23 protein-coding genes and 1 tRNA gene are annotated in these 25,257 nt (G+C 60.8%); 8 read left to right on the forward strand and 16 right to left on the reverse strand.

Going from position 1 to position 25,257, the window contains the following annotated elements; translation table 11 throughout:
- Nucleotides 1-207 precede the first annotated feature (207 nt).
- Both Q1K29_RS02550 and Q1K29_RS02555 read left to right on the forward strand, forming a co-directional pair.
- Nucleotides 208-5,043 (forward strand): RHS repeat-associated core domain-containing protein, encoded by a 4,836-nt coding sequence (locus Q1K29_RS02550; protein ID WP_300391212.1) that lies wholly within the window; start codon nucleotides 208-210, stop codon nucleotides 5,041-5,043.
- 6 nt (nucleotides 5,044-5,049) lie between these two features.
- Nucleotides 5,050-5,886 (forward strand): hypothetical protein, encoded by an 837-nt coding sequence (locus Q1K29_RS02555; RefSeq protein ID WP_300391215.1) that lies wholly within the window; start codon nucleotides 5,050-5,052, stop codon nucleotides 5,884-5,886.
- A gap of 183 nt (nucleotides 5,887-6,069) precedes the next feature.
- On the opposite strand, the gene Q1K29_RS02560 is transcribed toward Q1K29_RS02555, so the two are convergent.
- Nucleotides 6,070-6,777, reverse strand: coding sequence for a spermidine synthase (locus tag Q1K29_RS02560; RefSeq protein ID WP_300391218.1), 708 nt, complete (start codon nucleotides 6,775-6,777; stop codon nucleotides 6,070-6,072).
- Nucleotides 6,774-7,685: an SDR family NAD(P)-dependent oxidoreductase gene (locus tag Q1K29_RS02565; RefSeq protein WP_300391221.1), complete on the reverse strand. Its 912-nt coding sequence runs from the start codon at nucleotides 7,683-7,685 to the stop codon at nucleotides 6,774-6,776. The genes Q1K29_RS02560 and Q1K29_RS02565 overlap by 4 nt, the downstream gene beginning before the upstream one ends.
- A gap of 142 nt (nucleotides 7,686-7,827) precedes the next feature.
- Between Q1K29_RS02565 and Q1K29_RS02570 the strand changes: the two genes are divergently transcribed.
- From Q1K29_RS02570 to Q1K29_RS02580, 3 genes are all read left to right on the forward strand, one after another.
- Entirely contained in the window at nucleotides 7,828-8,484 is a 657-nt protein-coding gene (locus tag Q1K29_RS02570) for an SDR family oxidoreductase (RefSeq protein ID WP_300391224.1), read from the forward strand.
- Between the two features lie 103 nt (nucleotides 8,485-8,587).
- The gene (locus tag Q1K29_RS02575) at nucleotides 8,588-9,187 is read left to right on the forward strand and encodes an NAD(P)H-dependent oxidoreductase (RefSeq protein ID WP_300391227.1); all 600 of its coding nucleotides are present in this window, start codon (nucleotides 8,588-8,590) and stop codon (nucleotides 9,185-9,187) included.
- Nucleotides 9,188-9,224: 37 nt separating this feature from the next.
- Complete coding sequence (locus Q1K29_RS02580; RefSeq protein ID WP_300391230.1) at nucleotides 9,225-9,905, forward strand: nitroreductase family protein; 681 nt, start codon at nucleotides 9,225-9,227, stop codon at nucleotides 9,903-9,905.
- A gap of 3 nt (nucleotides 9,906-9,908) precedes the next feature.
- On the opposite strand, the gene udk is transcribed toward Q1K29_RS02580, so the two are convergent.
- The 9 genes from udk to Q1K29_RS02625 form a co-directional block, all read right to left on the reverse strand.
- The gene (gene udk / locus Q1K29_RS02585) at nucleotides 9,909-10,592 is read right to left on the reverse strand and encodes a uridine kinase (protein ID WP_300391233.1); all 684 of its coding nucleotides are present in this window, start codon (nucleotides 10,590-10,592) and stop codon (nucleotides 9,909-9,911) included.
- Nucleotides 10,593-10,792: 200 nt separating this feature from the next.
- Nucleotides 10,793-11,620 (reverse strand): CAP domain-containing protein, encoded by an 828-nt coding sequence (locus tag Q1K29_RS02590; protein WP_300391236.1) that lies wholly within the window; start codon nucleotides 11,618-11,620, stop codon nucleotides 10,793-10,795.
- A gap of 247 nt (nucleotides 11,621-11,867) precedes the next feature.
- Nucleotides 11,868-14,000, reverse strand: coding sequence for a polyribonucleotide nucleotidyltransferase (gene pnp / locus Q1K29_RS02595; protein WP_300391239.1), 2,133 nt, complete (start codon nucleotides 13,998-14,000; stop codon nucleotides 11,868-11,870).
- 69 nt (nucleotides 14,001-14,069) lie between these two features.
- A complete protein-coding gene (gene rpsO / locus Q1K29_RS02600) occupies nucleotides 14,070-14,339 on the reverse strand; it encodes a 30S ribosomal protein S15 (protein ID WP_300391242.1) in 270 nt (89 codons plus the stop codon).
- A 202-nt stretch (nucleotides 14,340-14,541) separates the two neighbouring features.
- Nucleotides 14,542-14,796, reverse strand: coding sequence for a YjhX family toxin (locus Q1K29_RS02605; RefSeq protein WP_300391245.1), 255 nt, complete (start codon nucleotides 14,794-14,796; stop codon nucleotides 14,542-14,544).
- A 213-nt stretch (nucleotides 14,797-15,009) separates the two neighbouring features.
- Nucleotides 15,010-15,456 (reverse strand): GFA family protein, encoded by a 447-nt coding sequence (locus Q1K29_RS02610; protein ID WP_300391248.1) that lies wholly within the window; start codon nucleotides 15,454-15,456, stop codon nucleotides 15,010-15,012.
- A gap of 4 nt (nucleotides 15,457-15,460) precedes the next feature.
- The gene (locus Q1K29_RS02615) at nucleotides 15,461-16,276 is read right to left on the reverse strand and encodes an enoyl-ACP reductase (protein ID WP_300391250.1); all 816 of its coding nucleotides are present in this window, start codon (nucleotides 16,274-16,276) and stop codon (nucleotides 15,461-15,463) included.
- A gap of 66 nt (nucleotides 16,277-16,342) precedes the next feature.
- On the reverse strand, nucleotides 16,343-16,897 hold the full coding sequence (gene fabA / locus Q1K29_RS02620; protein WP_300391253.1) for a bifunctional 3-hydroxydecanoyl-ACP dehydratase/trans-2-decenoyl-ACP isomerase: 555 nt from the start codon (nucleotides 16,895-16,897) through the stop codon (nucleotides 16,343-16,345).
- Between the two features lie 103 nt (nucleotides 16,898-17,000).
- Entirely contained in the window at nucleotides 17,001-17,516 is a 516-nt protein-coding gene (locus Q1K29_RS02625; protein WP_300391256.1) for an SH3 domain-containing protein, read from the reverse strand.
- Nucleotides 17,517-17,623: 107 nt separating this feature from the next.
- On the opposite strand from Q1K29_RS02625, the gene Q1K29_RS02630 reads away from it, so the two are divergent.
- Nucleotides 17,624-18,610 carry a D-glycerate dehydrogenase gene (locus tag Q1K29_RS02630; RefSeq protein ID WP_300391259.1) on the forward strand — a complete coding sequence of 329 codons (987 nt, stop codon included), beginning with the start codon at nucleotides 17,624-17,626 and terminating at the stop codon, nucleotides 18,608-18,610.
- A gap of 127 nt (nucleotides 18,611-18,737) precedes the next feature.
- On the opposite strand, the gene Q1K29_RS02635 is transcribed toward Q1K29_RS02630, so the two are convergent.
- The 5 genes from Q1K29_RS02635 to Q1K29_RS02655 form a co-directional block, all read right to left on the reverse strand.
- Nucleotides 18,738-18,983 (reverse strand): DUF1150 family protein, encoded by a 246-nt coding sequence (locus Q1K29_RS02635; RefSeq protein ID WP_300391262.1) that lies wholly within the window; start codon nucleotides 18,981-18,983, stop codon nucleotides 18,738-18,740.
- Nucleotides 18,984-19,199: 216 nt separating this feature from the next.
- Nucleotides 19,200-19,871: an FAD-binding oxidoreductase gene (locus Q1K29_RS02640; protein ID WP_300391265.1), complete on the reverse strand. Its 672-nt coding sequence runs from the start codon at nucleotides 19,869-19,871 to the stop codon at nucleotides 19,200-19,202.
- Nucleotides 19,872-19,996: 125 nt separating this feature from the next.
- Nucleotides 19,997-20,527 carry an AAA family ATPase gene (locus Q1K29_RS02645; protein ID WP_300391268.1) on the reverse strand — a complete coding sequence of 177 codons (531 nt, stop codon included), beginning with the start codon at nucleotides 20,525-20,527 and terminating at the stop codon, nucleotides 19,997-19,999.
- Nucleotides 20,528-20,731: 204 nt separating this feature from the next.
- Nucleotides 20,732-20,807, reverse strand: a tRNA-Ala gene (locus Q1K29_RS02650).
- 56 nt (nucleotides 20,808-20,863) lie between these two features.
- Nucleotides 20,864-21,484 carry a TIGR02300 family protein gene (locus tag Q1K29_RS02655; protein ID WP_300391270.1) on the reverse strand — a complete coding sequence of 207 codons (621 nt, stop codon included), beginning with the start codon at nucleotides 21,482-21,484 and terminating at the stop codon, nucleotides 20,864-20,866.
- A gap of 99 nt (nucleotides 21,485-21,583) precedes the next feature.
- On the opposite strand from Q1K29_RS02655, the gene aroA reads away from it, so the two are divergent.
- Together aroA and Q1K29_RS02665 are read left to right on the forward strand one after the other, a co-directional pair.
- Nucleotides 21,584-22,912 carry a 3-phosphoshikimate 1-carboxyvinyltransferase gene (gene aroA, locus Q1K29_RS02660; RefSeq protein ID WP_366524150.1) on the forward strand — a complete coding sequence of 443 codons (1,329 nt, stop codon included), beginning with the start codon at nucleotides 21,584-21,586 and terminating at the stop codon, nucleotides 22,910-22,912.
- A 98-nt stretch (nucleotides 22,913-23,010) separates the two neighbouring features.
- Nucleotides 23,011-25,146: a S9 family peptidase gene (locus tag Q1K29_RS02665; RefSeq protein ID WP_300391276.1), complete on the forward strand. Its 2,136-nt coding sequence runs from the start codon at nucleotides 23,011-23,013 to the stop codon at nucleotides 25,144-25,146.
- The last annotated feature ends 111 nt before the right edge of the window (nucleotides 25,147-25,257 follow it).

Genomic DNA, 25,257 nt, shown 5'->3' on the forward strand with positions numbered 1-25,257 from the left:
CCGAGCACCTCAAGACACGACTTTCTACTATAAAGACCTATCGTCGCAAAAAATTTTTGCTGTGGCTAAATAAGCCAAAAAGCTCTGCTCCTGTTGACAACTATACGATTCGTATATCGTGATTTTATCTATGGTTACGATAATTTAATTTGGCTGACGGGCCGCCGACAGCTCTTTTGGTCGCGTTTTGGTTGAGGGGCTGAGGTGATGAAGATTGTTTCGTTAGAGACGCGTGGTGCGATTACGCCCGGTAGGCTGCACGGGTCCGCTGCATTCTTGGTGATCCGGCTCCTCTTCGCTGCGACTGCCGCCTTGCTCTCGACACTCTTGGCTTCTGCTCAGAACGCCGTCGATGCTGATGCCATTGAGGAAGCCAATCTGGACATTGAACTGGACGTTGGCCTTCAGAGGGCCGGCGCCGATCTGCTTGGGGATGCGATTGACCTGCAGGCCGGAAACCTCTCGTTCAGAATCGTCGACGTCGCTCTGCCTGGCAATTCAAACCTGCCCGTTCAATTCGCCAGAACATACACGGTCGATGCACCGGACTTTCACAACAGCATTCTGGGCGACTGGAACCCGGATATTCCCTTCATTACCACACGCTTCGAGGCTGTAACGTCCAGTAGCGATCCCATGTCCTTGTGGAGTAACGACCGCTGCACGGTTGGAGAAACACCGCCTAATCCGCAGTCCCGCAGGGGGAAGGTGTGGAGTGGCGTCAAGATGTTCGTGCCTAGCGCTGGTGGACAACTTCTCATGAAGGACGTCCAGGGCACAAACGCTATCTACAATAATGACAGGCCAGACTGGATTACCGCGGAGCACTGGCGCCTTGATTGTCTGAGCACGCTTGAGCGCGGCCCGGGCGAAGGCTTTCTGGCGACTTCACCCAACGGCACCAAATATTACTTCGACTATCTGGCGGTCGCTGGAATTCACTCCTTTGTAAGACGTGAGCGTGACCCCGCCATTGACGGGAACGAATCCGAGCCCTTTATCGATGAAGATGTCGTCACAGTTCCCATCTACAACTTCAATCTGTACGCGACGCGCGTGGAGGATGTGCATGGCAATTGGGTCGATTATACGTACTCGAACAATGGCGTCCTCACCCGGATCGAGAGCAATGATAATCGCGTCATAACGCTGCAATACGCGACCAGATCAGGTGCAACCTTCCCAAACTATGCGGACGCATTTCACGGAAAACATCTCGTGTCGGTATCCGCCAATGGCCGGACCTGGACCTATGATTATGATGGCGGGCCCACAGGCACTTTTTCCTATATGGCCGGACCTGGCCGGCTGCTTGAGGTCACGCTGCCGGACTCCACGTCCTGGGAATACGACCTCAAGAACACGACCGGGAGCTACACTGGCTACCCCTGCCATCAGACCCAGATTCTGAACGAAGTCAGCACCGTCACGCACCCAAACGGCACAGTCGGTGAGTTCAGGTTTAAGAAGATCCTGAATGGCCGCAACAATGTGCCGTCGGCTTACGAAGTTGCCCCCAACCCGGCTCTCACCGAATGTCAGCAATACAAGGTTCCCCGGTACAGGGTTAGCCGGGCGGTGCGCGAGAAGAAGCTGATCGTGCCCCGTGCCGGCACGTATACTTGGACCTATGTCTATGAACAGGACAGTGGATACCGCAACTATCCGAACGCTCCCACGTCACTGGATCTCAAAAAGCGAACGGTTACCGATCCGACCGGGGCCGTAAGACGGCTGTACTATGATCGCCGCTTCGGCTCGCAAACTGAAGATCTACTGATACGCCAGGAGGTCGGAACCACAAGCCAGACCTTGCGTGAGACAAACTATACCTATGAGACGCTGCCCAGCCTCGGGGACACGACGGTTCGATATGACTACGACAATCCAAGAACGTCTCGGCGACCCCGGAAGAAGATCGTCACAGAGCAGGATGGCACGACATTTACGACCGAGTTCAGCTATCAGACCAATTTGAACTCAACGAGCTATTCTTACGGTCAGGCCACGGCCACTACCGAATACAGTACGCTGCAATCGCAACAACGGACTACAACCACGACTCTGGTCCACAAGCGTGACAAGTGGATTCTGAGTTTGCCGGAAGTTATCACCCGCAACGGCAAACAATTCGAAAACTACACCTACAACGCTGAAGGACTCCGCACGGCAACGACGACTTTCGGCGGGTCGCAAGTGTCTTATACCTATCATTCCTCGGCTGGACAGGCAGGCCTGCTGCAGAGCCGGACGGATGCCCTGGGCCGAACTGCTTCGTTCACGAACTATACGCGCGGAATAGCGCAATCCATAACCCTGCCTGATTCCAATACAGTCTCCAGAGTCGTGGACAATAATGGCTGGGTCACATCCGCCACGAACTCCAAGGGCGTCACGATCGGGCGCAGCTATGACACCATGGGCCGTCTTACCAGTGTCAACTATCCCTCAAACTGGGCCGATAAATCGATCTCGTATTCGAGCCTGGGCAATGGCCTCATCCAGACCATCACGCACGGATCACGACAGCTTCAGACGACTTTCGATGGCTTCTACCAGCCAACATACGTAAAGAGGACGGCTTTATCCGGCGGTGGCGGATCTATCCACACCGAGACCCAATATGATGGGCTCGGGCGGACCGTCTTCCAATCCTGGCCGTCGGCCTGGTCAAACCCGACGGAAGGCATCAGCACGAGCTATGACGCGCTTGGCCGGGTGACGCAGACTCAGGAAACCGTCTCGCCCAACGCGACGACGAGCTATGCCTATCTGAGCGGCAACAGGATCCGCATCACCGATCCGGCCAATGCACAAACGACCACGACCTACCGGGCCTTCGGCGCGCCTGCGACAGATGAAGCGATGTCGGTGGTCGATGCGATGGGAGCCGTAACGACGTTCACACGCGACATCTATGGCAATGTCACCCAGATGGACCAGTCGGGCACGCAGAATGGCTATACGGCCAGCGTCACGCGCAAGTTCTGGTATGACAGCCGCCTTCGCCTCTGCCGCCACCGCGCGCCTGAATTCGGCGATGAGCTGTTCCAGTACGATGCCGCCGATCAGCTCACCGCCTCCTCGCGTGGCGAACCGGCTGGCTCAGGCTGCGCAGCGCCCTCATCGTCCCTGCGCACCTTGTTCAGCTACGACAATATGGGCCGTCAGACTTTTATAAATTTACCAAGCACCTCATTGGACATTTCGAAGGGCTATGACGCCAACGGCAATCTCACCGATGTCGACCGTGGGACCATCACATGGGATTACACTTACAACGACCTCAACCTGATGACGGGAGAATCGCTGAATGCAAACGGACGCATTTACGCGATAACCCACAATTACAATAGCAGCGGCTTTCAGAACAGTATCCAGCTTCCCGGAACGGGCGGAACATTTGTGTTCGACCCTGACGGCTTTGGGCGACCTACAGGCCTTCGCACCGGTTCCACAATTTCAGTTTCAAATGCAACCTACCATCCCAATGGCTTGGTGAAGACGGCCAATTATGGAAATGGCCTTAACTATCTCCAGACGCTGAATACGCGCCGACTGCCCGAAGACATTGTCATCTCTGGCGCATCGACACCCCTGGATCTTGTCCATACTTATGATCCGCGCCGGAAGATCACATCGATTTCGAATTATGCCGTCTCCGGTGAAAACCGGAGCTTCACATACGATCCGAAAGGACGGCTTCTGACAGCGTCCGGCCCATGGGGCTCGGGCAGTTTCGAATACGATGCCCTGGACAATATCCGGACGAAAACGCTGGGCTCGCGGGTCGTCGAGGTCTACTATGACACCCAGAATCGCGTCAGCCGCTTCAGGGACACGTCAGAGGGTAACACGTGGCAGGCATACTTTTACGATGCACGCGGAAATATAATCGATAATGGCTTGTTCGCCTATGGCGGTGCAAACTTTGCCTACGACACCGCCAACCAGCCTACCCGCATATACAATTCAGACTTTGATGAGACCCATTCCTATGACGGCAATTTCAAACGCGTTAGAACCGCGCGGGACGGGAAGATTATCTATTGGGTCTATTCAGCCCATACTGGAACGCTCGTCTACAAGGACGAAGTAACGGACAATGTTCGCACACGCTATGCCAGCGTTGGTGGAGCCTCAATACGTCAGCGCAACGGGATCTATGAGTTCACCCATCTCGATGGGCAGGGCACACCCGTCGCCGCGACGAATTCCTCCGGCGTCCTTCTCTGGCGCGAACTTCACACGCCGTATGGCGAAAAGACACTCGATCCCGCCGAGAATCGCGATGATGTGAGCTATACGGGCCACGTGCAGGACGACCGCTCCGGCCTCACCTACATGCAGGCGCGCTATTACGACCCCGTCACCGCCCGCTTCCTCTCAACCGACCCCATCGGATATCAGGATCAGTTCAATCTCTATGCCTATGTGCATAATGATCCGATGAATATGGTCGATCCGACGGGGGAGCAGGCCTTTATTCCCCGCCCTCTGATAGGGCCCAATGGAGAAGGCGTACAAGAATACCGGCAAGGTCTCAGGCAGGCAGTTCCAGGCACAGTTAGCACAATTTTGGACTTCACGCCTATTGTGGGCGACATCAAGGGCATAGGTGAAGCCATCGCCGATCCGACTTTCGTAAACTTTGCCGCTGCTGTTGTCGGGCTAGCGCCGGGCGTTGGGGATGTGGCGGCGAAGGGGATGAAGACCGGAAGCAAGGTGTTGGGCAATGCCCAGCAAACAAGAAGAGCAGGTGAGCTAACCACCCACGGCCCAACGAGTAAGCGCATAGGTGGAGAGATGGCTAATAGAGGCGAGTATCCCTCGGTCCATCTGAATCAGACATTGCGAACGATTACCGGCGGGGAGGTCGATAGCTCGGTCAGGCCTGATGTCGGTGCTGTGAACACAGATACCAACCAAGTTGACACGGTAGAGGTTTTGTCCCCTGGTCAGTCCCGAGCTCAAATGGAGAATAAGATGCAAGAAGCTCTGGGAGATCGCTGCGGCACGGTAACTTGCGTAGATCCCGATTAAGTTAGTATGAAAATGGATCAAATAGCCTTTTTACCTTTCCTGCCGACATTCCAATCTGAAACCAGATTGGTTGCTAATCTAATGTTCTACGGTTTGGAGAGACCGCTTTCGCGCGATTGGGTTCAATTGATCGAGCAACAATTTGTGCGCTATTCGTTAGAGCCGCAAGAACTCTGCTACACGGCGCATAGCAAAGACAAATCTGGTGACTATTCATCACTCAAATCGGAGCTCGAAGACGCGTTATCATGTAACGCCAAATACGAACTAAAGTCGATACGTGTTCGCAGTAAAGCCGTTGCTCCAGAAGACGGATTTCTTCCTTGCGATATGGAAATCTCAGTTGATACTGGAGGCCCGACTCATGCCCGTGGCTCTATTTCTGTGTCAATTGATAAGGCGCCTGATCTGGAAGAGTTCGCGACTCAAACTTCTCATGACGTATCTCGAATAGGTGGATGTTATTACGGTCATTCGTCCTTGTTTCCAGCAATTCTTGGCCCTGAGTATTATCTCGGCTCGGTGGGCACAATCCCAAAGGGGTGGAGTTTCATCTCAACCCGCGCTTACACCAAACGTCTAACGGCATGGCGTGATCATGGTGCGAACAGGATCTCTTTGAATGGTTATTTCCGAGAAGTGTTTCCGTACAACTTTCTTACAAAACACCATCTCAATCAGCGCATTTTGGGAAAGCCAGCTGCTGACCTATTTAAGGAATTCGGAACGCTGGAAGAATTTGGTGCGAGCGCTTCCCAGTACGTTTGGAAAGTACCATTGGTATTGATACCAAAAGCGCGCGAAGTCCTGGAAGAGGCAAATTTAGTGCTATCGGCGAGATAAGCATTTCACCGGATCACTTGACGATGCAGTAGGGTAGAATCCGCCTTGGCGAATTGCACCTGAATTGGCCTCAACGCGCTTTTTGTGATAGGGTCAATCAGCTGACTTCCATCAGCGCATCACGCCTCAGCACAACGCAATTATCAAACGGCAATGCCCGTCCGCATTGGCTGGGGCTTCGCTTCATGTCCGCGCGAGATAGACGGTCTGCGTGAAGGGCTTGTCCTGCAGCGGATTGTGGAAGGTGACGGGCTCGCTCCAGGCCTCGCGAAAGACGCTGGCCATGCGGGCGATGAAGGCCTCATCCGCGCCGGCGTCGGACCAGAGCCCCATGACGCCGCCGGGCTTCAGGTGCCGGGCGAGTTTGCGCAGGCCCGCATCGCTGTAGAAGCTGCCGCTGCGCTGGTCGAGCAGCCAGTCGGGCGTGTGATCAATGTCGATGAGGATGGCATCCTGCGGCGCGCCGAAGCCCGCTTCCGACGCCGCCAGCGCGAAGAAATCGCCCTCGCGGACCGTGCAGCGCGTATCGGCCGAGAGCGGCGGATCGAGGGGGACCAGCTGCTTCTCGTGCCACTCGATGACGGGGGCGAGGAGTTCGACCACCTGGAGCCTGCCGACCCGCTTGTCCTCCAGAACGGCGGCGGCGGTATAGCCAAGCCCGAGGCCGCCAACCACCACGTCGAAACCGCCTTCCGGCGCCTCACCGAGTGCGGCCAGCCCCCGCCTTGCCAGCGCGACTTCGGACGCGGTGAACAGGCTCGACATCAGGTGTTCCTCGCCAAGCAGGATCTCCCACACATCGGTATCGAGTGACAGGATGCGACGGCGGCGCAGGCTGATCGCGCCAATATCGGTGACCTGGTAGTCGAGTTCCTCGAAAAGCTTGCTCATCCCGATCCTTGAGGCTGCACAGCGGCGCGCAGATTGGCGAAGACATTCATGCCGAACTCGCCCTCATAGGCAATTTCGGGCGTCTTGCGAACCGCGTCGTCCAGCGCGGCGGCATCCGGGCCGATCAGGATGCGCCACTTGTCTGCGCGCACCCCGTCGAGAATGACCTTCGCGGCGTCCGGCGCGCTGGTGATGGCATTGTCGCGGAACATCTCACCGCGCGCCTTTGCCTCCTCATAGACTTCGTTCCCGCCGCCAATCGCGGAATTGTCGCCGAATTCGCGCAGCGTGTTGAGCGCGATCTGAGTCCCGATATGGCCGGGCATGACGACCGACGCCTTCACATGCGGGGCGTTGAGGCGAAGGTCGGTGATCAGCGCTTCGGTGAAGCCCTTCACGGCGAACTTGGCCGCCGAATAGGCCGTATGCGGTGTGTCCGGACCAAGGCTTGCCCAGAAGCCGTTGACGGAGCTGACATTGACGATGTGGCCCTCATCGGCAGCGACCAGCATCGGCATGAAGGCGCGCGCATTGTAGTACACGCCGTACCAGCAGACATTGAAGGTCCGCTCCCAGCTTTCACGCGGATCGCTGACGAAACTGCCACCGCCGCCGATCCCGGCATTGTTGATGAGCAGGTGGATATGCTCGGTCTCATGCGCGGTGCGCACATGCTCGGCGAAGGCCTGGACCTGGTCCTCCTTGCCGACATCGGCGCGGAAGCTGGTAATGCGCACACCCTGCGGCGCGAGCGCTTCAGCCGCCGAGACAGTGGCTGCCATATCCTCTTCGGAGATGTCGCAGATGGCGACGCTGCAGCCAGCCTCGGCAAGCTGCTTGGTCATTTCCCGGCCCATGCCGGCCCCGCCGCCCGTGACGACGGCGATCTTCCCGCTGAAATCCTTCATGTCTTCCTCCCGGTCTTATGTTTGCGGGGAGCGTAACGCCGCTGCGGCAGGGCGCACAGGCATGACCGTGAGGAAACTGGCGGGAACAGGGCCCCTCGTGCCATGTTGTCTCTGGCGAAAGCAGACACCAAGGAGCGCAAGGATGGCGAACATATTCCTGATCGGGGCGACAGGCGGGGTTGGCAGCCGGCTCATCCCGAAGCTGATCGAGCGCGGCCACATCCTCACCGGCCTTCACCGCAAGCCCGAACAGGCCGACGCGCTGCGTGCGGCTGGGGTCACCCCCGCACCCGGCGATATCATGGATCTCAGCACAGACGAGCTCGAGATGATGCTGCAGGGCTCGGATGTGGCCGTCTTCTCGGCTGGCGCCGCCGGCAGCGGCTGGGACCGCACAACCGCGATCGACGGCGACGGCCCCATCAAGCTCATCGACGCGGCGCGCAAGACCGGGGTGAAGCGCATCTACCTCGTTTCCGTCTTCCCGGATGCCGGGCGCAAGCGCGACACGAGCGAGGGCTTCGAACACTATATGGAAGAGAAGAAGCGCGCCGATGCCGCGCTGGCCGAAAGCGGGCTTGAGTATGTCATCATCCGGCCCGGGACGCTGCAGACCGAGGAGGGCGATGGCAGCGTCCGCGCCGGCCATGCCATTCCGTATGGCAATGTGGCGCGGGGCAATGTCGCCGCCTTTATCGCCGAACTGATCGACAGCCCGGACATAAGCCGCGAAATCGTCGAGCTGACCGATGGCGATGTCCCGGCCGGTGATGCCGTCGCCGCGCTGCGCCGGAGCTGAGGCCACCCCCTCGCCTCCCCCGCCTGTGCCCTCCGCGATTCTCTCTTGCCATCGCCCTAGTGAACAGTTATGAAATTATTTATTGTTTACTGGCGGGGCTGTCATGACGGGACGTATATTCATCTGGGTCGGTCATCCGCGGGCAACATCGCTCTCGCACGGACTGGCCGATGCCTATCAGGCGGCGGCCGTCGCCGCGGGCGCCGAAGTCCGCCGGATGAACCTTTCCGACATGGACTTCGACCCGGACCTCACCGAGGGCTATCACAGCCGCAAGACGCTTGAGCCTTGCCTGGAGGAATGGCGGGAGAACACGGTGTGGGCGAACCATCTCGTCTGGGCCTATCCGCAATGGTGGGGCAGCATGCCGGCCAAGATGAAGGGCGTGATCGACCGCTGTTTCCTGCCAGGCTTCGCCATGGCCTATCACGAGAAAGGGCCATGGTGGGACCGGCTGCTGGCCGGGCGCTCGGCGGACATTTTCATGACGTCGGACGCACCGGTGGTCTGGGATGCGCTGTCCTATCGCCGTGCCGCCAAGCACCAGGTGGAGCGCCCAGTGCTGAACTTTGCAGGCATCAAACCTTTTCGCACCTTCCAGTTCGGACCTGTAAAAGGGACCAAGCAGGAAAAGATCGACAAGTGGCTCAGCCGGGCGAGCCAGCGGGGCGGACAGGTGGCGAAGCGGCTCGCCAAGGCGTGACTTGCCCGGCGCGCCAGCCTGCGCCACACCATCCGTCATGAAGACATCGCCGGACACCCATGAGCCGCTGGAGGGGTACCGCCTCCTGCCCGAAGACGAGATGCGGGACCGGGCACGCGCCTTTCACGAGAGGATGCGAACGCGCCGGTCCGTGCGCGCTTTCTCAGACAGGCCTGTCGACCGTGCGGTGATCGAAACCTGCATTCGCACGGCAGGTACCGCGCCCTCAGGCGCCAATCACCAGCCCTGGTTCTTTGCCTGCGTGGGCTCGCCCGAAAAGAAGCGCGAAATCCGCGAAGCCGCCGAGGCTGAAGAGCGCGCTTTCTATGCCGGCAAGGCCGGCGCGGAATGGCTCGACGCGCTCAGCCCCATCGGGACCGACGCCGACAAGCCCTATATGGAAACCGCGCCTTGGCTCATCTGCATCTTCGCCCAGCGCCGCGGCGGGGCAGAGACCGGGGAGGACCGGAAGAATTACTACATCCATGAAAGCGTCGGCATCGCCACCGGCCTGCTTATCGCCGCCTGCCATGAAGCGGGGCTCGCGACCCTGGTACACACGCCGAACCCGATGAGCTTCCTCAACGATCTCTGCGACCGTCCGTCCACGGAGAAGCCCTTCCTCATCCTCGTGGCCGGTCACCCGGCCGACGGCGCCATGGTGCCGAAGCACGCGCTGAAGAAGAAAGCGCTCAGCGAGATTGCGAGCTTTCTCTAGCGGTCAGGCGACGCCTGCGGCCTGAAGGCGGGAAATGACCGGCGCGAGCATCCGGTCGATGGCTTCCTTGCCGGGGGTGACCTTGCCATAGGCAGGCAGGCCCTCATCGGCGATGACGAGATCGGCCTCGAACTTGGACGGGTGGGTGAAGCGGTAATGCGCCGCGCGCACCGTCGTCAGGTAATGTTCCAGCACATTCTGCACGGTACGTCCCCGCTCGACCACGTCGCGCCGGATCCGGCGGGCAAGCCGCAAATCATCCGGCGTGTCGACATAGATGGAAAGGTCGATCAACGGAAAGAGATCCGGCACTGACAGCGCGTGGATGCCCTCCAGGATGATGATCGGCTTCGGGTCGATGCGGAACGTCTTCGAGGTGTCGCGGTCGTGCCGGTCGAAGTCATAGACGGGCTGCTCGATATACTGGCCGGACTTCAGCGCGCGCAGATCATTGACGAGATGCCTGGTATCCTTCGAGGCCGGGTCGTCATAATTGGCCTGCGCGATGATCGCCTCACGCTGTTCCGGCGTGTCGCATGGGCCGTAATGGCGCATCGGCCAGTAATAACCATCCTCATGGAAGATCACGGCTGTCTGCAGGCCGAGGCGTTCGATGAGCGCATCGGCAAGCGTCGACTTGCCGGAGCCGGATCCGCCGGACATGGCGATGAGGAAGGAGCTGGTCATGGCCCGGATGTAGCCGCATCAGGCGATGCAGGAAACCCGTCTATCGCGGATGGGGCTGCGGTCTGTGATCTCATTATGCTCAAACGCCGCTCTCCCCGGCGAAGGCCGGGAGGAGATCAATAGAAGAAGGGCGCCCTCCATGCGGAGAGCGCCCTTCTGGCGGGACGGGAGCCTCCTCCCGTCTCGGGGTCTGTTCAGGCCTAGCGGCTGACGATCGGTCCCTTGAGGACGTAGGTGTCGGTATCGAGTTCGACGAGCACGTCGAGATAGGCCGCGTCATCGAAATCGATGCTGTCGGAATGCATGCGCATCAGGCTGCCCCCGGCGAGACGACGGCCGTCTGCATTGGTGAGGTTCCAGCCGGCGGTGCGGAACAGGTCCTCATTCACTTTCGGGCTGAAACTCGTCGCGCCCGCGATCTGCAAAGGGAGCGGGGTTTCGAGCTCGCCATCCACCGTGGTCAGCATCTGCACCACATAGAGCCGGCCATCGGCTTCGGCGATGCCGAGCCCCGTCGCATTGAAGCCATCGCGGGTGAGGTTGTCGCGATTGGCCGCGTCCGAGCGGATCATGTCAAAGACCTCATCGGCGCTCGACTTCGCGTCGAGGACAACGACGTTGGCGCCGGTCGCGCTGGCGAGGACCTGCCGGTCCAGCGCACGCATGCGGTAGACATGGCTGCGGCCTTCAAGGTCACTGTGGCCGGCATAATTGCGTTCCGCCATATCGAGCGCATGGGCACGCGCAGCCTGGTCGAGGGAGGCGCGGCGCTCGAGCGGTTCGAGGCCGGCTTTCGCGCGGGCGGCATTCGTTTTCTCGAAAACGGCGGTTTCGTGATCGGCCGCGAAGGCATCGCTTGTCGCAAGGCACGCTTCGACTTCCTGAACATAGGAAACGACATTGTCGCCATAGCCATTGCTCAGGTCACAGCCCCCCGCCGCATGCGCCGGAAGGGCCAGAAATGCGCCGCCTGCTGCCGCAAAGGCCAGCAACGTCGAGGCGCGGAGTCTGTCATATTTCTGTAACATAACTGCATCATTTGAAATGTGACAGTTATGTGTCAATTAAAATCTTGCGTTGCACCGCAACAAATATTTTGTGCGTATACTGAATGAGTCCGCCATTATTGGGGTTTCGGAGCGATCCTGTTTCGGGGCCGAAATGACATTTTTCCGCGATTCCGTGTGCTGACGGGCGGTTTGTGACGTTTCGCGCAAACAAAAAGGGCCGCAGCGTGTGCGGCCCTTTCCGGGAATTGCTTGTGAAAGCTAAAGCCTACTCGGCGTCGGCCTCGGCGGCTTCCTTGTCCTTGCCGCTGTCCTGATCGACATTCTTCATCGACAGGCGGACCTTGCCACGGTCATCGAAGCCCATGAGCTTCACATAGACCGTGTCGCCTTCCTTCACGACGTCCTTGGGATGGCCGATGCGTTCTTCCGCCATTTGCGAAACGTGCACCAGGCCGTCCTTCGGGCCGAAGAAGTTCACGAAAGCGCCGAAGTCCTTGATGGACACGACCTTGCCTTCATAGATCTCGCCGACTTCCGGCTCAGCGGTGAGTTCGCGGATGCGCTTCTTGGCAGCATCGATGGACTCACGGTCGAGCGCGGAGATCTGGATCGTGCCGTCGTCTTCCACGTTGAGCTTGGCGCCCGTCGTGTCGACGATGTCGCGGATCACCTTGCCGCCGGAGCCGATCACGTCACGGATCTTGTCGACCGGGATGTTCATGATCTCCATCTGCGGCGCATTGGCCGAGAGTTCGCCGCGGGATTCCGCAAGCGCCTTGTTCATCTCGCCGAGGATATGGGCACGGCCACCCTTCGCCTGGGCGAGAGCGGTTTCCATGATGTCCTTGGTGATGCCGGCGATCTTGATGTCCATCTGCAGCGAGGTGACACCAGCTTCGGTACCGGCCACCTTGAAGTCCATATCGCCGAGATGGTCCTCGTCACCGAGGATGTCGGAGAGGACGGCAACACCGTCATCGTCCTTGATGAGGCCCATCGCGATACCGGAAACCGGACGCTTGATCGGAACGCCTGCATCCATCATGGCCAGCGCACAGCCACACACCGTCGCCATCGAGGACGAGCCGTTGGACTCGGTGATCTCGGAAACGAGGCGGACCGTGTAGGGGAACTCTTCCGGCTCGGGCAGGACCGCCCGGAGCGCGCGCCAGGCAAGCTTGCCGTGGCCGATTTCGCGGCGGCCTGCGCCACCCATGCGGCCTGTTTCACCGACCGAATAGGGCGGGAAATTGTAGTGCAGCATGAACTTCTCTTTGTGCGTGCCGCCCAGGCCGTCGATGAACTGCTCATCGTCGGAAGTGCCGAGCGTCGCGACACAGATCGCCTGCGTTTCACCGCGGGTGAAGAGCGCCGAACCGTGCGTGCGCGGCAGGAAACCGGCTTCGGCAACGATCGGGCGAACCTGATCGAGCGAACGGCCATCGATGCGCTTGCCGGTCTTGATGATATCGCCGCGGACAACCTTGGCTTCGGCCTTCTTGAAAGCGGACTTGAACACGGACTCATCCATGCCGTCCGGCTTCTCTTCGGTCGCGACGAGGGCTTCGGCAGCCTTCTCGCGCGCCGCGCCGACAGCTTCCTGGCGGTCGAGCTTTTCGGTGATCTTGTAAGCGGCAGAGAGGTCTGCACCGACAAGGTCCTGGATCTGCTTGAGTTCGCCCGACAGGTCTTCGCCTTCGAAGTCGAACGGCTCCTTGGCGGACTTCTCGGCGAGCTTGATGATCGCGTCGATCACCGGCTGCATCGCTTCGTGGCCGGCCATGACAGCGCCGAGCATCACATCTTCCGGAAGCTCATTGGCTTCGGACTCGACCATCATCACGGCATCGTTCGTGCCGGCGACAACCAGGTCGAGATCGGACTCGGTGAGGTCGTCTGCGGTCGGGTTGATGAGGTAGTTGCCATCCTTGTAGCCGACGCGGGCTGCACCGATCGGACCCATGAAGGGCGCGCCGGAGAGCACGAGGGCGGCGGAGGCGCCGATCATGCCGATAATGTCGGGATCGTTCTCGAGATCGTAGGAGATCGCCGTCAGGACGACCTGGACTTCGTTCTTGAAGCCGTCGACGAACAGCGGACGGATCGGGCGGTCGATGAGGCGCGAAGTCAGCGTCTCTTTCTCGGTCGGACGGCCTTCACGCTTGAAGAAGCCACCCGGGATACGGCCCGATGCGTAATATTTTTCCTGATAGTTGACCGTCAGCGGGAAGAAGTCCTGTCCCGGCTTGGCTTCCTTGCGGAAGGTGGCGGTCGCGAGGACGGTGGTGTCCCCATAAGTGACGAGGACGGCCCCGTCAGCCTGACGAGCGACACGGCCCGTCTCGATCGTCAACGTGCGGCCGGCCCATTCCAGCGACACGGTTTGCTTGTCAAACATGTTCAATCTTTCTCTTGCATACGAAAAGCCCGCCAGGACCGCATGTCCGGGCGGGCTGGTGTGGGGTGCCTAGCGGCGGATCCCCAACTCTGCGATGAGGGCCTTGTAGCGGTCCTCATTCTTCCCCTTCAGATAGTCGAGGAGTTTACGACGCGTGGCGACCAGGTTGAGCAGGCCGCGGCGCGAATGGTGGTCTTTCTTGTTGGTCTGGAAGTGCTCGGTCAGGTTGTTGATGCGCTCGGTGAGGATCGCAACCTGGACTTCCGGAGACCCGGTATCGCCATCGGTCTGGGCGAATTTCTTGATCAGTTCAGATTTCTTTTCTGCCGTGATCGACATCGTGAATACTCTTTCGTTCTGGCCTTTGGCGGCCGTTTCAATTGTACCCTGTTTTCGAGGGTGGTTCCTTGGGGAGGGCGATCAGGATACTCGACCGGGATGTCGTCCAGCCGGGTGAGCCTGAAGACGCTCGCCTCAAGGGCGCGCACATCGCACATTTGGGCCGGAAAGGAAAGGGGGCGCATGTGCAGCCCCCTGACCCTCACCGGTTGTCCGGCTCCGCCCTGACCAGCTGAAGCCCGCGCTGCGTAATGCGGTAGGGTTCACCGCCTTTCGAGGCGATGGCCCGTTTGCGCTTCAGCTTGCGGAAGAGGAACTCGTCGAGGCCGGGATAACGCCAGCCATCACGCGAATAGCAATGCAGGTTCGCGAGTTTCTTTCCGTGGCGTATGGTTTCAATGCGCCCGCCCTGGGCGAGCAGGTGAAGGATGCGCTGTTCGGCGCGGGAGATATCCATTGTGTCTGTAGTCCGAAAGGTGTGCGCACAGCCACTGCTGGGCGGCGCGCATGACAAGGTCACGGCCTCTCATGGGTGAGAGACCGGCGGTCGCTTGTCGGCCTGCCTCGCCGGATCGGCGTTTCGTGGCAGGCCCCTTAGCGGGACTCAGAAAAGTTGCGTGTCATAAACACTCCGTTGGAGCGTTCCTATTTCGTGGGCGCGACCAGAAAGTCAATCCTCACCGCGAAGATCGAGGCCCGGCTTGCGCTGAACGCTGCGGCTTGTCGGGCGCTGGACATCGTCGCCCAGGATCTCCATCCAGGCATGCTTGCGGTTTTCATAGACCGAATGTCTCGGGGCGGGGAAATCGAGGTCGGTGAAGTTGCCGACGGGCACCGCCGTCACACCCGGCCAGCCCTCGATGATATAGGCCATGGTCGAACCGCAGGTGGGGCAGAAGCGGTAGGTCGCCTTGTTGCCGCTATCGGCGGTGCGCACCCAGGTTTTGGTCTCGCCCTCAATTGTCACCCGCTCATCCGGCCAGCGCGCCTGTACGGCAAAGGCGCTGCCCGAGCGCTTCTGACAGGCGAAGCAGTGGCAGACGGAGACCCGAACCGGCTCGCCCTCGCAGGTCACCCTGAGCTGACCGCATCGGCAGGAAGCGGTGCGGGTGACCACGTCCCTACTCCTCCGGCGTGTCCGGCACACCGACCACGTGGAAACCGGCATCGACATGCATGACTTCCCCGGCGATGGACTGGCCGAGGTCTGACAGCAGGTAGAGCGCCGCGCCGGCGACGCCTTCCATCTTGGTGTCTTCTTTCAGAAGCGACCATTCGCGGCCTGTGCCCATCAGAGACTTGCCGCCGCGAATACCGGCCAGCGACAGGGTGCGCATCGCACCGGCGGAAATCGCGTTGACGCGGATGCCCTGCTTGCCGAGGTCGCGCGCAGCGTAGCGGGTGGAGGCTTCGAGCGCTGCCTTGGCAACACCCATGACATTGTAGGACGGAACGGTGCGTTCAGCGCCGAGATAGGTCATGCAGATGATCGACCCGCCATCCGGCATCATTTCAGACGCGCGGCGCGAGCAATCGATGAAGGAATAGACGGAGATGTCCATCGCGCGGCGGAAGCCTTCGCGGGTGGTGTTGGCGACCATCGAGCCTTGCAGCTCATCCTTGCCGGCAAAGGCGATGGAGTGGACCAGGAAGTCGATCTTGCCCCACTTCTCCTTCACCGCAGCAAAGGCGGCATCCATGCTTTCATCGTCAGTGACGTCAGCGGGGATCATGAAGTCCATGCCGATCGACTCGACCAGCGGTCGCACGCGGCGCTCGAGGCTTTCGCCCTGATAGGTGAAGGCGATCTCTGCGCCCTGGGCGGCCAGTTGTTTCGCGATGCCCCAGGCAATCGAGTTCTGGTTGGCAACGCCCATGACGATGCCGCGCTTGCCCTTCATCAGCTCGCCTGACGGCATGTTCCAGTCGTCCGACATGATCGCTCACTCCCTGCTGGTGAATTTATGTGTCTGCCTTGGGGCTAGGCGGGCCGGAGGGATGCGTCAAGCGCCCGGCATACCGCCTTCGCCCGTGAGCACGTTCTTCAGGCCGACCTTCATGTCGAGCGCAGTGTAGACATGCTCATCGTCGACATAGACACGGCCGTCGGCAATGCCGAGATTGAGCTTGCCGCGGCGCACGCGCTTCATGTCGATGACATATTTCACGAGCTTCTTGTCCGGCGTGATCTCGCCAGTGAACTTCACCTCGCCGACACCGAGGGCGCGGCCCTTGCCGGGTGAGCCCGACCAGCCGAGCCAGTAGCCGACAGCCTGCCACATCGCATCGAGGCCGAGACAGCCCGGCATCACCGGGTCGCCCGGGAAGTGGCACTGGAAGAACCAGAGCTCCGGATGGATGTCGAGCTCGCCGACGACATGCCCCTTGCCGAATTCACCGCCATCCAGCGTGATCTCCGTGATCCGGTCCATCATCAGCATGGGCGGGATCGGCAGCTGCGCATTGCCCGGCCCGAAAAGCTGGCCCTGGCCGGAGATGAGAAGGTCTTCCTTGGTGTAGGAGGATTTCGGGGTGTGGAAGTCGTGCGGTCCGCTCATACGGGCACCTTTTGATTTACCGATTCAAAAAACAGGGCATGAGCCTGCCCGAAGCCGCAATGTCAAGCAAACAGGGCTGATGGCTTTGTTGCAGACATGACGATCAGAGCCCGTCGGTGCGTGTCTCGACACCCCAGAGCGCGGTCTCCGGCACCCAGCCCTTGAAGCCGTCCGTCTTCAGCCGGCACCAGCCCTCTTCGCACTCATCCAGCTCGGCGACGACGCCCTGCTGGATCGAGGCGATGCCGCGTGACAGCTCGTTTGACCGTTTGCGCATGATCGCCTTGGTGAGCAGCACGACATGGCGGGTGTTGGTCAGCATCCGCGACTGCACCCAGGTTTCGTCGCCATCGGCATCGCGGATCTGGCGCCAGTCGCGGGTTTCCTTCACCACGAGGACGGGCATGCCCTGACGCTCATAGCGCCACACGATCTCATGATCCTTGGACGGGCCACGCCGGCCGTGGACGGCCGAATAGCGAAGTGATTCGAACCGCGGCACGGGCTTGCCGGAGAACTGGCTGATGCGCACAGGTTCCGGCTTCGCAACCGCAGTTGCAAAAACAGGTCCGATCAGGATAAGGCAAAGCCAAGCCACAAGGCACGCAGGCAGTTTCATGACGCCAGTATCTCGCGCACGGATGAATCGGCGGTAAAGCCGGATGTGCTGCGCATTGGCGATCCGCAAATGCTCTGCTATGCGCGAATGCAGGAAAGGAAACGTCCATGACCGCAAAGCGGCTAAAGGTGATTGTTACACGGCGCCTGCCGGATCCCGTAGAGATCCGTCTGAAGGAGCTGTTCGACACCGAGCTCAATGAGACTGACATCCCGTTCTCCGACGCGCAGCTGATCGATTCGGTCAAGCGTGCCGACGTGCTCGTGCCGACAGTGACCGACAAGATCGATGCGCGCCTGCTCGCCCAGGCCGGCCCGCAGCTGCGCCACATCGCCCAGTTCGGGGCTGGCGTGGACAATCTCGATATCGAGAGCGCTGTGCAGCGAGGCATCACCGTCACCAACACGCCGGGCGTGCTGACCGACGATACTGCCGACGTCACCCTGGCGCTGATCCTGTCTGTGCCGCGCCGGCTGTATGAAGGGGTGAAGCTGCTTGAGGGCGGCAAGTTCGATGGCTGGGCCCCGACCTGGATGCTCGGCCGCCGGCTCGCCGGCAAGCGCCTCGGCATCATCGGCATGGGCCGCATTGGCCAGGCGGTTGCGCGCCGCGCCCGCGCCTTCGGCCTGCAGATCCACTATCACAACCGCAAGCCGGTGAACCGCCAGATCACCGAAGAGCTGCAGGCGACCTATTGGGAAAGCCTCGACCAGATGCTGGCGCGGATGGACATCATCTCGGTCAACTGCCCGCATACGCCGGCGACCTTCCACCTGCTGAATGCGCGGCGCATCGACCTGCTGAAACCGGAAGCCTTCATCGTGAACACCGCGCGCGGCGAAGTGATCGACGAGGCCGCGCTGGCCCGCGCGCTGAAAGCCGGAAAGATCGGCGGCGCCGGTCTCGACGTGTTCGAGCGCGAGCCGATCGTGAACCCGGAACTGGTCGGCCTGCCAAACGTGGTCCTGCTGCCGCATATGGGCTCGGCCACGGTCGAGGGCCGCATCGAGATGGGCGAGAAGGTCATCATCAACATCAAGACCTTCGCCGACGGCCACAAGCCGCCGGACCGCGTCATCCCGGCGATCCTTTAGAATTCTCGAGACACCGAAGCTGTCCGTCTTCCCAGCGAAAGCCGGGGAGGCGGGTGGTGGGCTGGCGTGACACAAAAAAAGCCCGGCATCTCTGCCGGGCTTTCTCACTCTCTGTTGCCAGCCGTCTCTAGTGGACGCTGACGGGGCGCATTTCGTGGGCGCGGGCAGCAGCAAATGCGGCGTCGCGGCCTTCCACGATGGCCAGTTGCTCGCCTTCACCATTGGCCAGGACGAAGAGCGCATCGCGATCCTCGACGGTGTCCAGTGCCTCGGGCGGCAAGCCATCCAGCTCCTTGTCGGCAATCCGGCGGATATACACCAGATCCTTTGCCGAGAAGAGCTTGGCAGCGGGATGTTGAAGGTCTGTCGTCATGGCATGCTCCTTCCTTCAAAGACAGGACCACGACACAAAATGTCCGGCGAGAAGCCCCAACTCGGTGGCAGCTCCTCTTGCCGCCGGACGTCGGTGTCATGGTGAATCTGGTGGCGCATCATGCCGGGTTCAAGACGGAAAGGCGGCGAGATGTGGGCATTTGCTCACTTTCTACGCCGAGCCTGAACAGGCATTCAGATTCGCCCTTTTTCAGCGTCAGTCGAACTCCTCGGTAATGATATCGTCTTCCGGCACACCGACCGCCTTCAGGGCCTCGGACATGTCGTCGAGCATCGCATCCGGCCCGCAGACATAGCATTTGCCCTTGCCCGGCTCGATACGGCTGGCCAGCAGGTCCCGGTTGATCTGGCCGGTATGGACACTTGCGCCGTTCTGGCCGGTCACCGTGAACCAGGTGCTGAGGCCGGGCATGCGTTCGAACATCTGGCGGTAGATGATGTCGTCCTCGGTCTTGTTCGAGAAGATGAGCTCGCAGCCTGCCAGTGTGCCGTGCTCGGCCAGGCGTTCCCGCAGGATGGCGATGAAGGGTGTGACACCAGCTCCCCCGGCAATAAACCAGCCGGGCCCCTCATCCTGGATGGCGCCCCACGGCTCATCCGCCAGAACGGCATCTCCAGGCTTCAGCTCGGCCAGACGCTTGGTCATGCCGTCATGTTCGACATAGGTCTTGATGGTGAATTCGAGATTGCTCTCATTCGGCAGGCTGGTCGGTGTGAAGGGATGCTTGTCATCACGCCAGCCCTCACGATCGAGCGCAAGGTCGAAGGCCTGGCCGGGTGTGTAGGACAGCGCATCGGGCTTGTCGAAGACGTATCGGTTGACGTCGTGGGTAACCTTTTCGACCGACTGCAGGGTCAGCGTATGCATGTGTGTTCTCCGTCTCTCTGTGTGATGCAGAAACGTGAGGGAGCATGCGCCCGTTCCGGCCGGAAGCAGGCGGAAAGGGCTGAAATTATTGATGGATCGTATTGAAGGAATCTGGGAGGGGCGGCTCAGCCTGTCGCGACCAGGCCGGCGATGTGCGCTCCCGCCGTCTCGGCGGAGACATCACCTGTATCGATCGTCAGCCGAGGTTCCGGCATGGCGGCCTCACAGGCCGTGAACTGCTCATGGAGATCAAGAAGCAGCCTCCTGTCGCGCAGCTTTCCGAACCTGGCCCGGTCGACACTGTCGATGCGATTGAGCTGCTCTTCGAGCGAAAGTCTCAGGCGGATGAAGAGCGTTTCGCCACCCGCCTTGCTGTAGAGGGCAGCAACCCTTTTCGGAAAATCAGCCGCTACGCTCGGCTCCGGCTGGAAGGTGAAGATCAGGGACCGGCCTTCTTCTGCGGCAGCCCGGAAGATCTCGATCCAGAACTGCTCGCGCAGACGGACGAAGTTCTCGCTACCGAATGGAAAGACGGAGGCGACGGCATCGACGACGAGATGGTTGTGGAAGAGCGGCAGGCCCGTACGCTCGGCGACCTCTTTCGCGATCGTATACTTGCCGGCCGCGGGCGGCCCATAGAGGAAGAGAAGCTGCATGGCTTTGGTCCGGTGGCGTCGGCCGGGACTTTTCCAGACAGCACCGGCAGGCGCAAGGCGCGCAGCGAACTGGTTCGGCCCTGAGCGCGATCCATGTGAGGAACACAGTGACGATACGGGATCAATCTTACAGCCCCTGCCGGAGCATTCCGTAAAATCAGTCGCCCGGACTGATTTTTGGCTCGAAGGGCTATCCGGAATGAATGGTGGAGCCTAGCGGGATCGAACCGCTGACCTCCTGCATGCCATGCAGGCGCTCTCCCAGCTGAGCTAAGGCCCCAATTCACCGGAGACGCGTGAATTAGAGACTCACGCGCTCCTGATCAAGTCCATTTGTCAGGACTTCTTGTCGTCCTCATCATCGTCGCCGGCATCCCCGGCGTCGTCTTCCTCATCATCGTCATCGTCGACGTCAAGATCGTCGTCGAGGTCGAGATCATCCTCGTCGAGCTCGAAGTCTTCCTCGTCATCGTCGAGCGAGATATCCGCCTCGTCATCATCGTCATCGTCGTCGTCGATGCCGTCCTCGTTGAAGCCGGCCGGCACCTTGCCGGGCGCTGCCTCATCGTCTTCTTCCTCATCGCCGCCTTCGAGAACGACTTCGTCTGCGTCAGAGCCGAGTTCGCGGGAGGCTTCGTCTTCCTCCTCGTCATCGTCCTCTTCTTCATACTCGTCGTCATCATCGTCGCCGTCGTCATCATCGTCTTTCGCGACGGCTTTCTTCTTCTTGCGACGCTTGTTCTCTTCTTCCTCGAGATCGTCCTCGTCGTCGTCCTTCGGAACGGCGCTCTTCGCACGCTTTGCCTTCAGCTTCGCGCTGGTCGTCCGGATTTCGTCATCATCCGGATCAAACTCGGTCTGGCATTTCGGGCAGACTGCGGGGCGCTTGTTCAGGTCGTAGAACTTGGCTTCGCAGTTTGGGCAAATCTGTTTGATACCAAGATCGGGATCGGCCATCGGTCTTTGGTCTCCGCACCTGGATTGAAATGATGGGGGGGCGCTTGCCAGAAAGGCGCGCCCCTGTCAAAGCGCTTTTCGCGTGCTTGTGCAGAGGAGATGCGATTGGCCTGGACATCCCACCCCGTTCTCAGCTTTCAGGGCGTCGTCAGGGCGCCCGGCGACAAGTCCTGTTCACACCGTGCGCTGATGTTTGCCGGCCTGGCCGATGGCACCTCGGAAATCTCCGGCCTGCTCGAGGGTCAGGATGTCATCAATACCGCGCTCGCCATGGCCGCGCTGGGCGCCACCGTGGAACAGACAGGCCCCGGCAAATGGATGGTATCGGGCGTTGGGGAGGCCGGTCTGCGCTCTCCGGCCGGTGACATCGACTTCGGTAATTCCGGCACCGGCTCACGCCTGATGATCGGCCTGATGGCCGGCTACCCGCTCACCGCCCGGCTGGTGGGCGATGCCAGCCTGTCGAAGCGGCCGATGAACCGGGTGCTGAAACCGCTGGAGCGGATGGGTGCGCGATTCGATCATGATGGCGGCGGCATGCTGCCCCTCACCCTGCATGGCTCCGCGGCGCTGAGCGCCATCGACTTCGAGCCGGAACAGGCCTCCGCGCAGGTAAAGTCCTGCATCCTGCTCGCCGGTCTCAATGCCAACGGCACGACCACCGTCACCGAGAGCCGGCCCACCCGCGACCATACCGAGAAGATGTTGCGCGGCTTCGGCGTGAAACTCTCCACACGGCCGGCCGGCGGCACACGCCAGACCGTATCGATCGAAGGCGGCCAGACGCTGACCCCGGTCGATACCGTCATCCCGGGCGACCCGTCATCCACGGCCTTCCTGATCGCTGGTGCTCTGATCTCACCGTCCGGCGGCGTGGTGGTGGAAAACGTAATGTCGAACGAAACCCGCGACGGGTTCTTCCAGGCCGCCGCCATGATGGGCGCAGGCCTCGGCGCCGAGGAGATCGGGGATGCCGCCGGTGAGCGGCTGGTCGACCTGCAGGCCGCAAGCGCAAGCTTGAAGGGCCGGGCCATTCCGGAGCGGCTCGTCGCCTCGATGATTGACGAATTTCCGATCCTGTCGGTGCTTGCCGCCTTCGCCGAGGGCGAGACGGTCGTCACCGGCGCAGAGGAATTGCGCGTGAAGGAAAGCGACCGCATCGCTGCTGTGGTCGCCATGATGAGGGTAAACGGTGTGGAGGTCGAGGAGCGCGCGGACGGCTTCGTCGTACAGGGCTGCGGCGGCCCGCCGCCTGGTGGCGGCCTTGTCGAGACCCATCACGATCACCGCATCGCGATGAGTGCGCTGGTCATGGGCACAGCCACGCAGAAGCCCGTCTCCATCGACGATCCCGGCATGATCGCGACCTCCTATCCGGACTTCATGGCGCATATGGAGCAGCTGGGAGCTGACATCCGCGCAGGCTGAGGCCCAAGGGTGCCCACGAAATAAATCCTTAATATCGCTTGCCTTTCCCGTCACAGGAGAATATCGATATTCGATATATAACCTGATGGAGGGCTCCAATGAAACGCATTCTCGTCACCAGCGCGGCGATTGCCGTGCTCGCGGCCTGTACGGCCAATGACACAACCACCAGCCTTGATGCCGAGACGGAAACGTCGACCGCGCCTGCCGATGCGGCCGCCGGCCTGGACGAGGCAACCGAGGCTGCCAGCCTTGAAGACTATGCCCTGATCGACCGCGCCGCGATCTTCGGCAATCCGGAAAAGACGCAGGGCCGCATCAGCCCTGATGGGGAGTATGTAAGCTGGATCGCGCCGGTCGACGGGGTGATGAACATCTGGGTCGCCCCGGCCTCCGACCCGGACGCCGCAGAGCCGATCACCAACGACACCTATCGCGGCTTGCGCAGCCACTTCTGGGCGCCAAGCTCGAAATACGTCTACTACACGCAGGACAAGGGTGGCGACGAGAACTTCCACGTCTACGCCTCAAACGTCGAAACCGGCGAAGTGCGTGACCTCACCCCTGTCGAGGACGGCGTCCGTGCCCTCATCCAGGGTGTCTCGCGCGAGACACCCGGCAAGGTCCTGATCGGGCTGAACGACCGCAATCCGCAGCTCTTCGATCTCTACCTGGTGGATGTCGCCACGGGCGAGATGGAGCTGGCGGCCGAAAATCCGGGCTATGCCGGCTGGCTGATCGATAACAGCCTGACCCCGCGCTTCGGCCTGGTGCAGACGCCCGATGGCGGCGCGAGCATTGTCGACATGGAGGGCAATGAGCTCACCTCGATCCCGGCGGAGGACTTCCTCACCACCAACCCGATCGGCTTCAACGGATCGAACGATGCGTTCTATGCCGTGGATAGCCGGGGCCGCGACACCGCTGCGCTGGTGAAGATCGACGCCGACGATGGCTCGGTCGAGGTCATTGCCGAAGACGACAAGGCCGACATCAGCGACGCCCTGCTCCACCCGACAACCTATGAGCCGATGGCGTATGCGTCGGAATATCTTCGCAGCGAGTGGGAAGCCCTGACGGACGACGCGGCCGAGGATCTCGCTTTCCTCGACTCCGAACTGGAAGGCGACTTCCAGGTCCTGGCCACCACCGATGACCTGTCGCGCATGGTCGTCTATTCGGAATCGGCTGTCGCGCCCGGTGTCTATTACGTCTATGACCGCGGCGCGAAGACGCTGACCGAGATGTTCGAGACCCGGCCCGACCTCGCCGAGGCGCCGCTGCAACCCATGTATCCGGTCGAGATCGAGGCCCGAGACGGCCTGACGCTGGTCTCTTACCTGACCCTGCCGCCAGGCTCTGACGCTGACGGCGATGGCCGCCCGGAAGAGCCGGTGCCGATGGTGCTCAACGTCCATGGCGGCCCGTGGGCGCGCGACTCCTATGGCTACAATTCATGGCACCAATGGCTCGCCAATCGTGGCTACGGGGTCCTGTCGGTCAATTATCGCGGCTCCACCGGCTTCGGGAAGGAATTCCTCAATGCCGCCGTCGGCGAGTTTGCCGGCAAGATGCATGACGACCTGATCGACAGCGTGAGCTGGGCCGTCGAAGAGGGCATCGCAGATCCGGACGAGACCGCCATCGCGGGTGGCTCCTATGGCGGCTATGCGACACTGATCGGTGTCACCTTCACGCCAGACACCTTCGCCTGCGGCGTGGACATTGTCGGTCCGTCGAGCCTCGTCACCCTGGTGGAGAGCTTCCCGGAATACTGGAAGCCCTTCATGGAAGGCACCTGGTACAAGTTCGTCGGCGACCCGTCGGTGCCGGAAGAGCGTGAAGACATGCTCTCGCGCTCAGCCATTTCGCGCGTCGATGACATCTCCGTGCCACTGTTGATCGGCCAGGGCGAGAACGACCCGCGCGTCACCAAGCTGGAATCCGACCAGCTGGTCGAGACGATGAAGGAGAAGGGCCTGCCGGTGACCTATGTGAACTTCCCCGATGAAGGCCACGGCTTTGCCCGTCCGGAAAACCGGCTCGCCTTCTACTCGGTGATGGAAGGCTTCCTGTCGGAATGTCTCGGCGGACGTCATGAGACCTATGGGACGGCCTTCGAGGGCTCGACCATCCAGGTGCTGGCAGGCGCCGAGTATGTCGATGGCCTTGAAGCGGCAGTTGCGGCGATGCCGGCTGACGAACCGGAAGCAGCCGAGACCGACGCCGAATAGGCTCAGAACCATCTGACCAATGCCGCCGTCCGGACGATCCGGGCGGCGGTTTGTTTTTCAGGCCTCGGCACCTTGCCGCGCAGCCATGCGTTGAGCCATCAGACAGAAGAC

The organism is Henriciella sp. (genome assembly GCF_029937755.1).
In the GTDB taxonomy this organism is placed as follows: domain Bacteria; phylum Pseudomonadota; class Alphaproteobacteria; order Caulobacterales; family Hyphomonadaceae; genus Henriciella.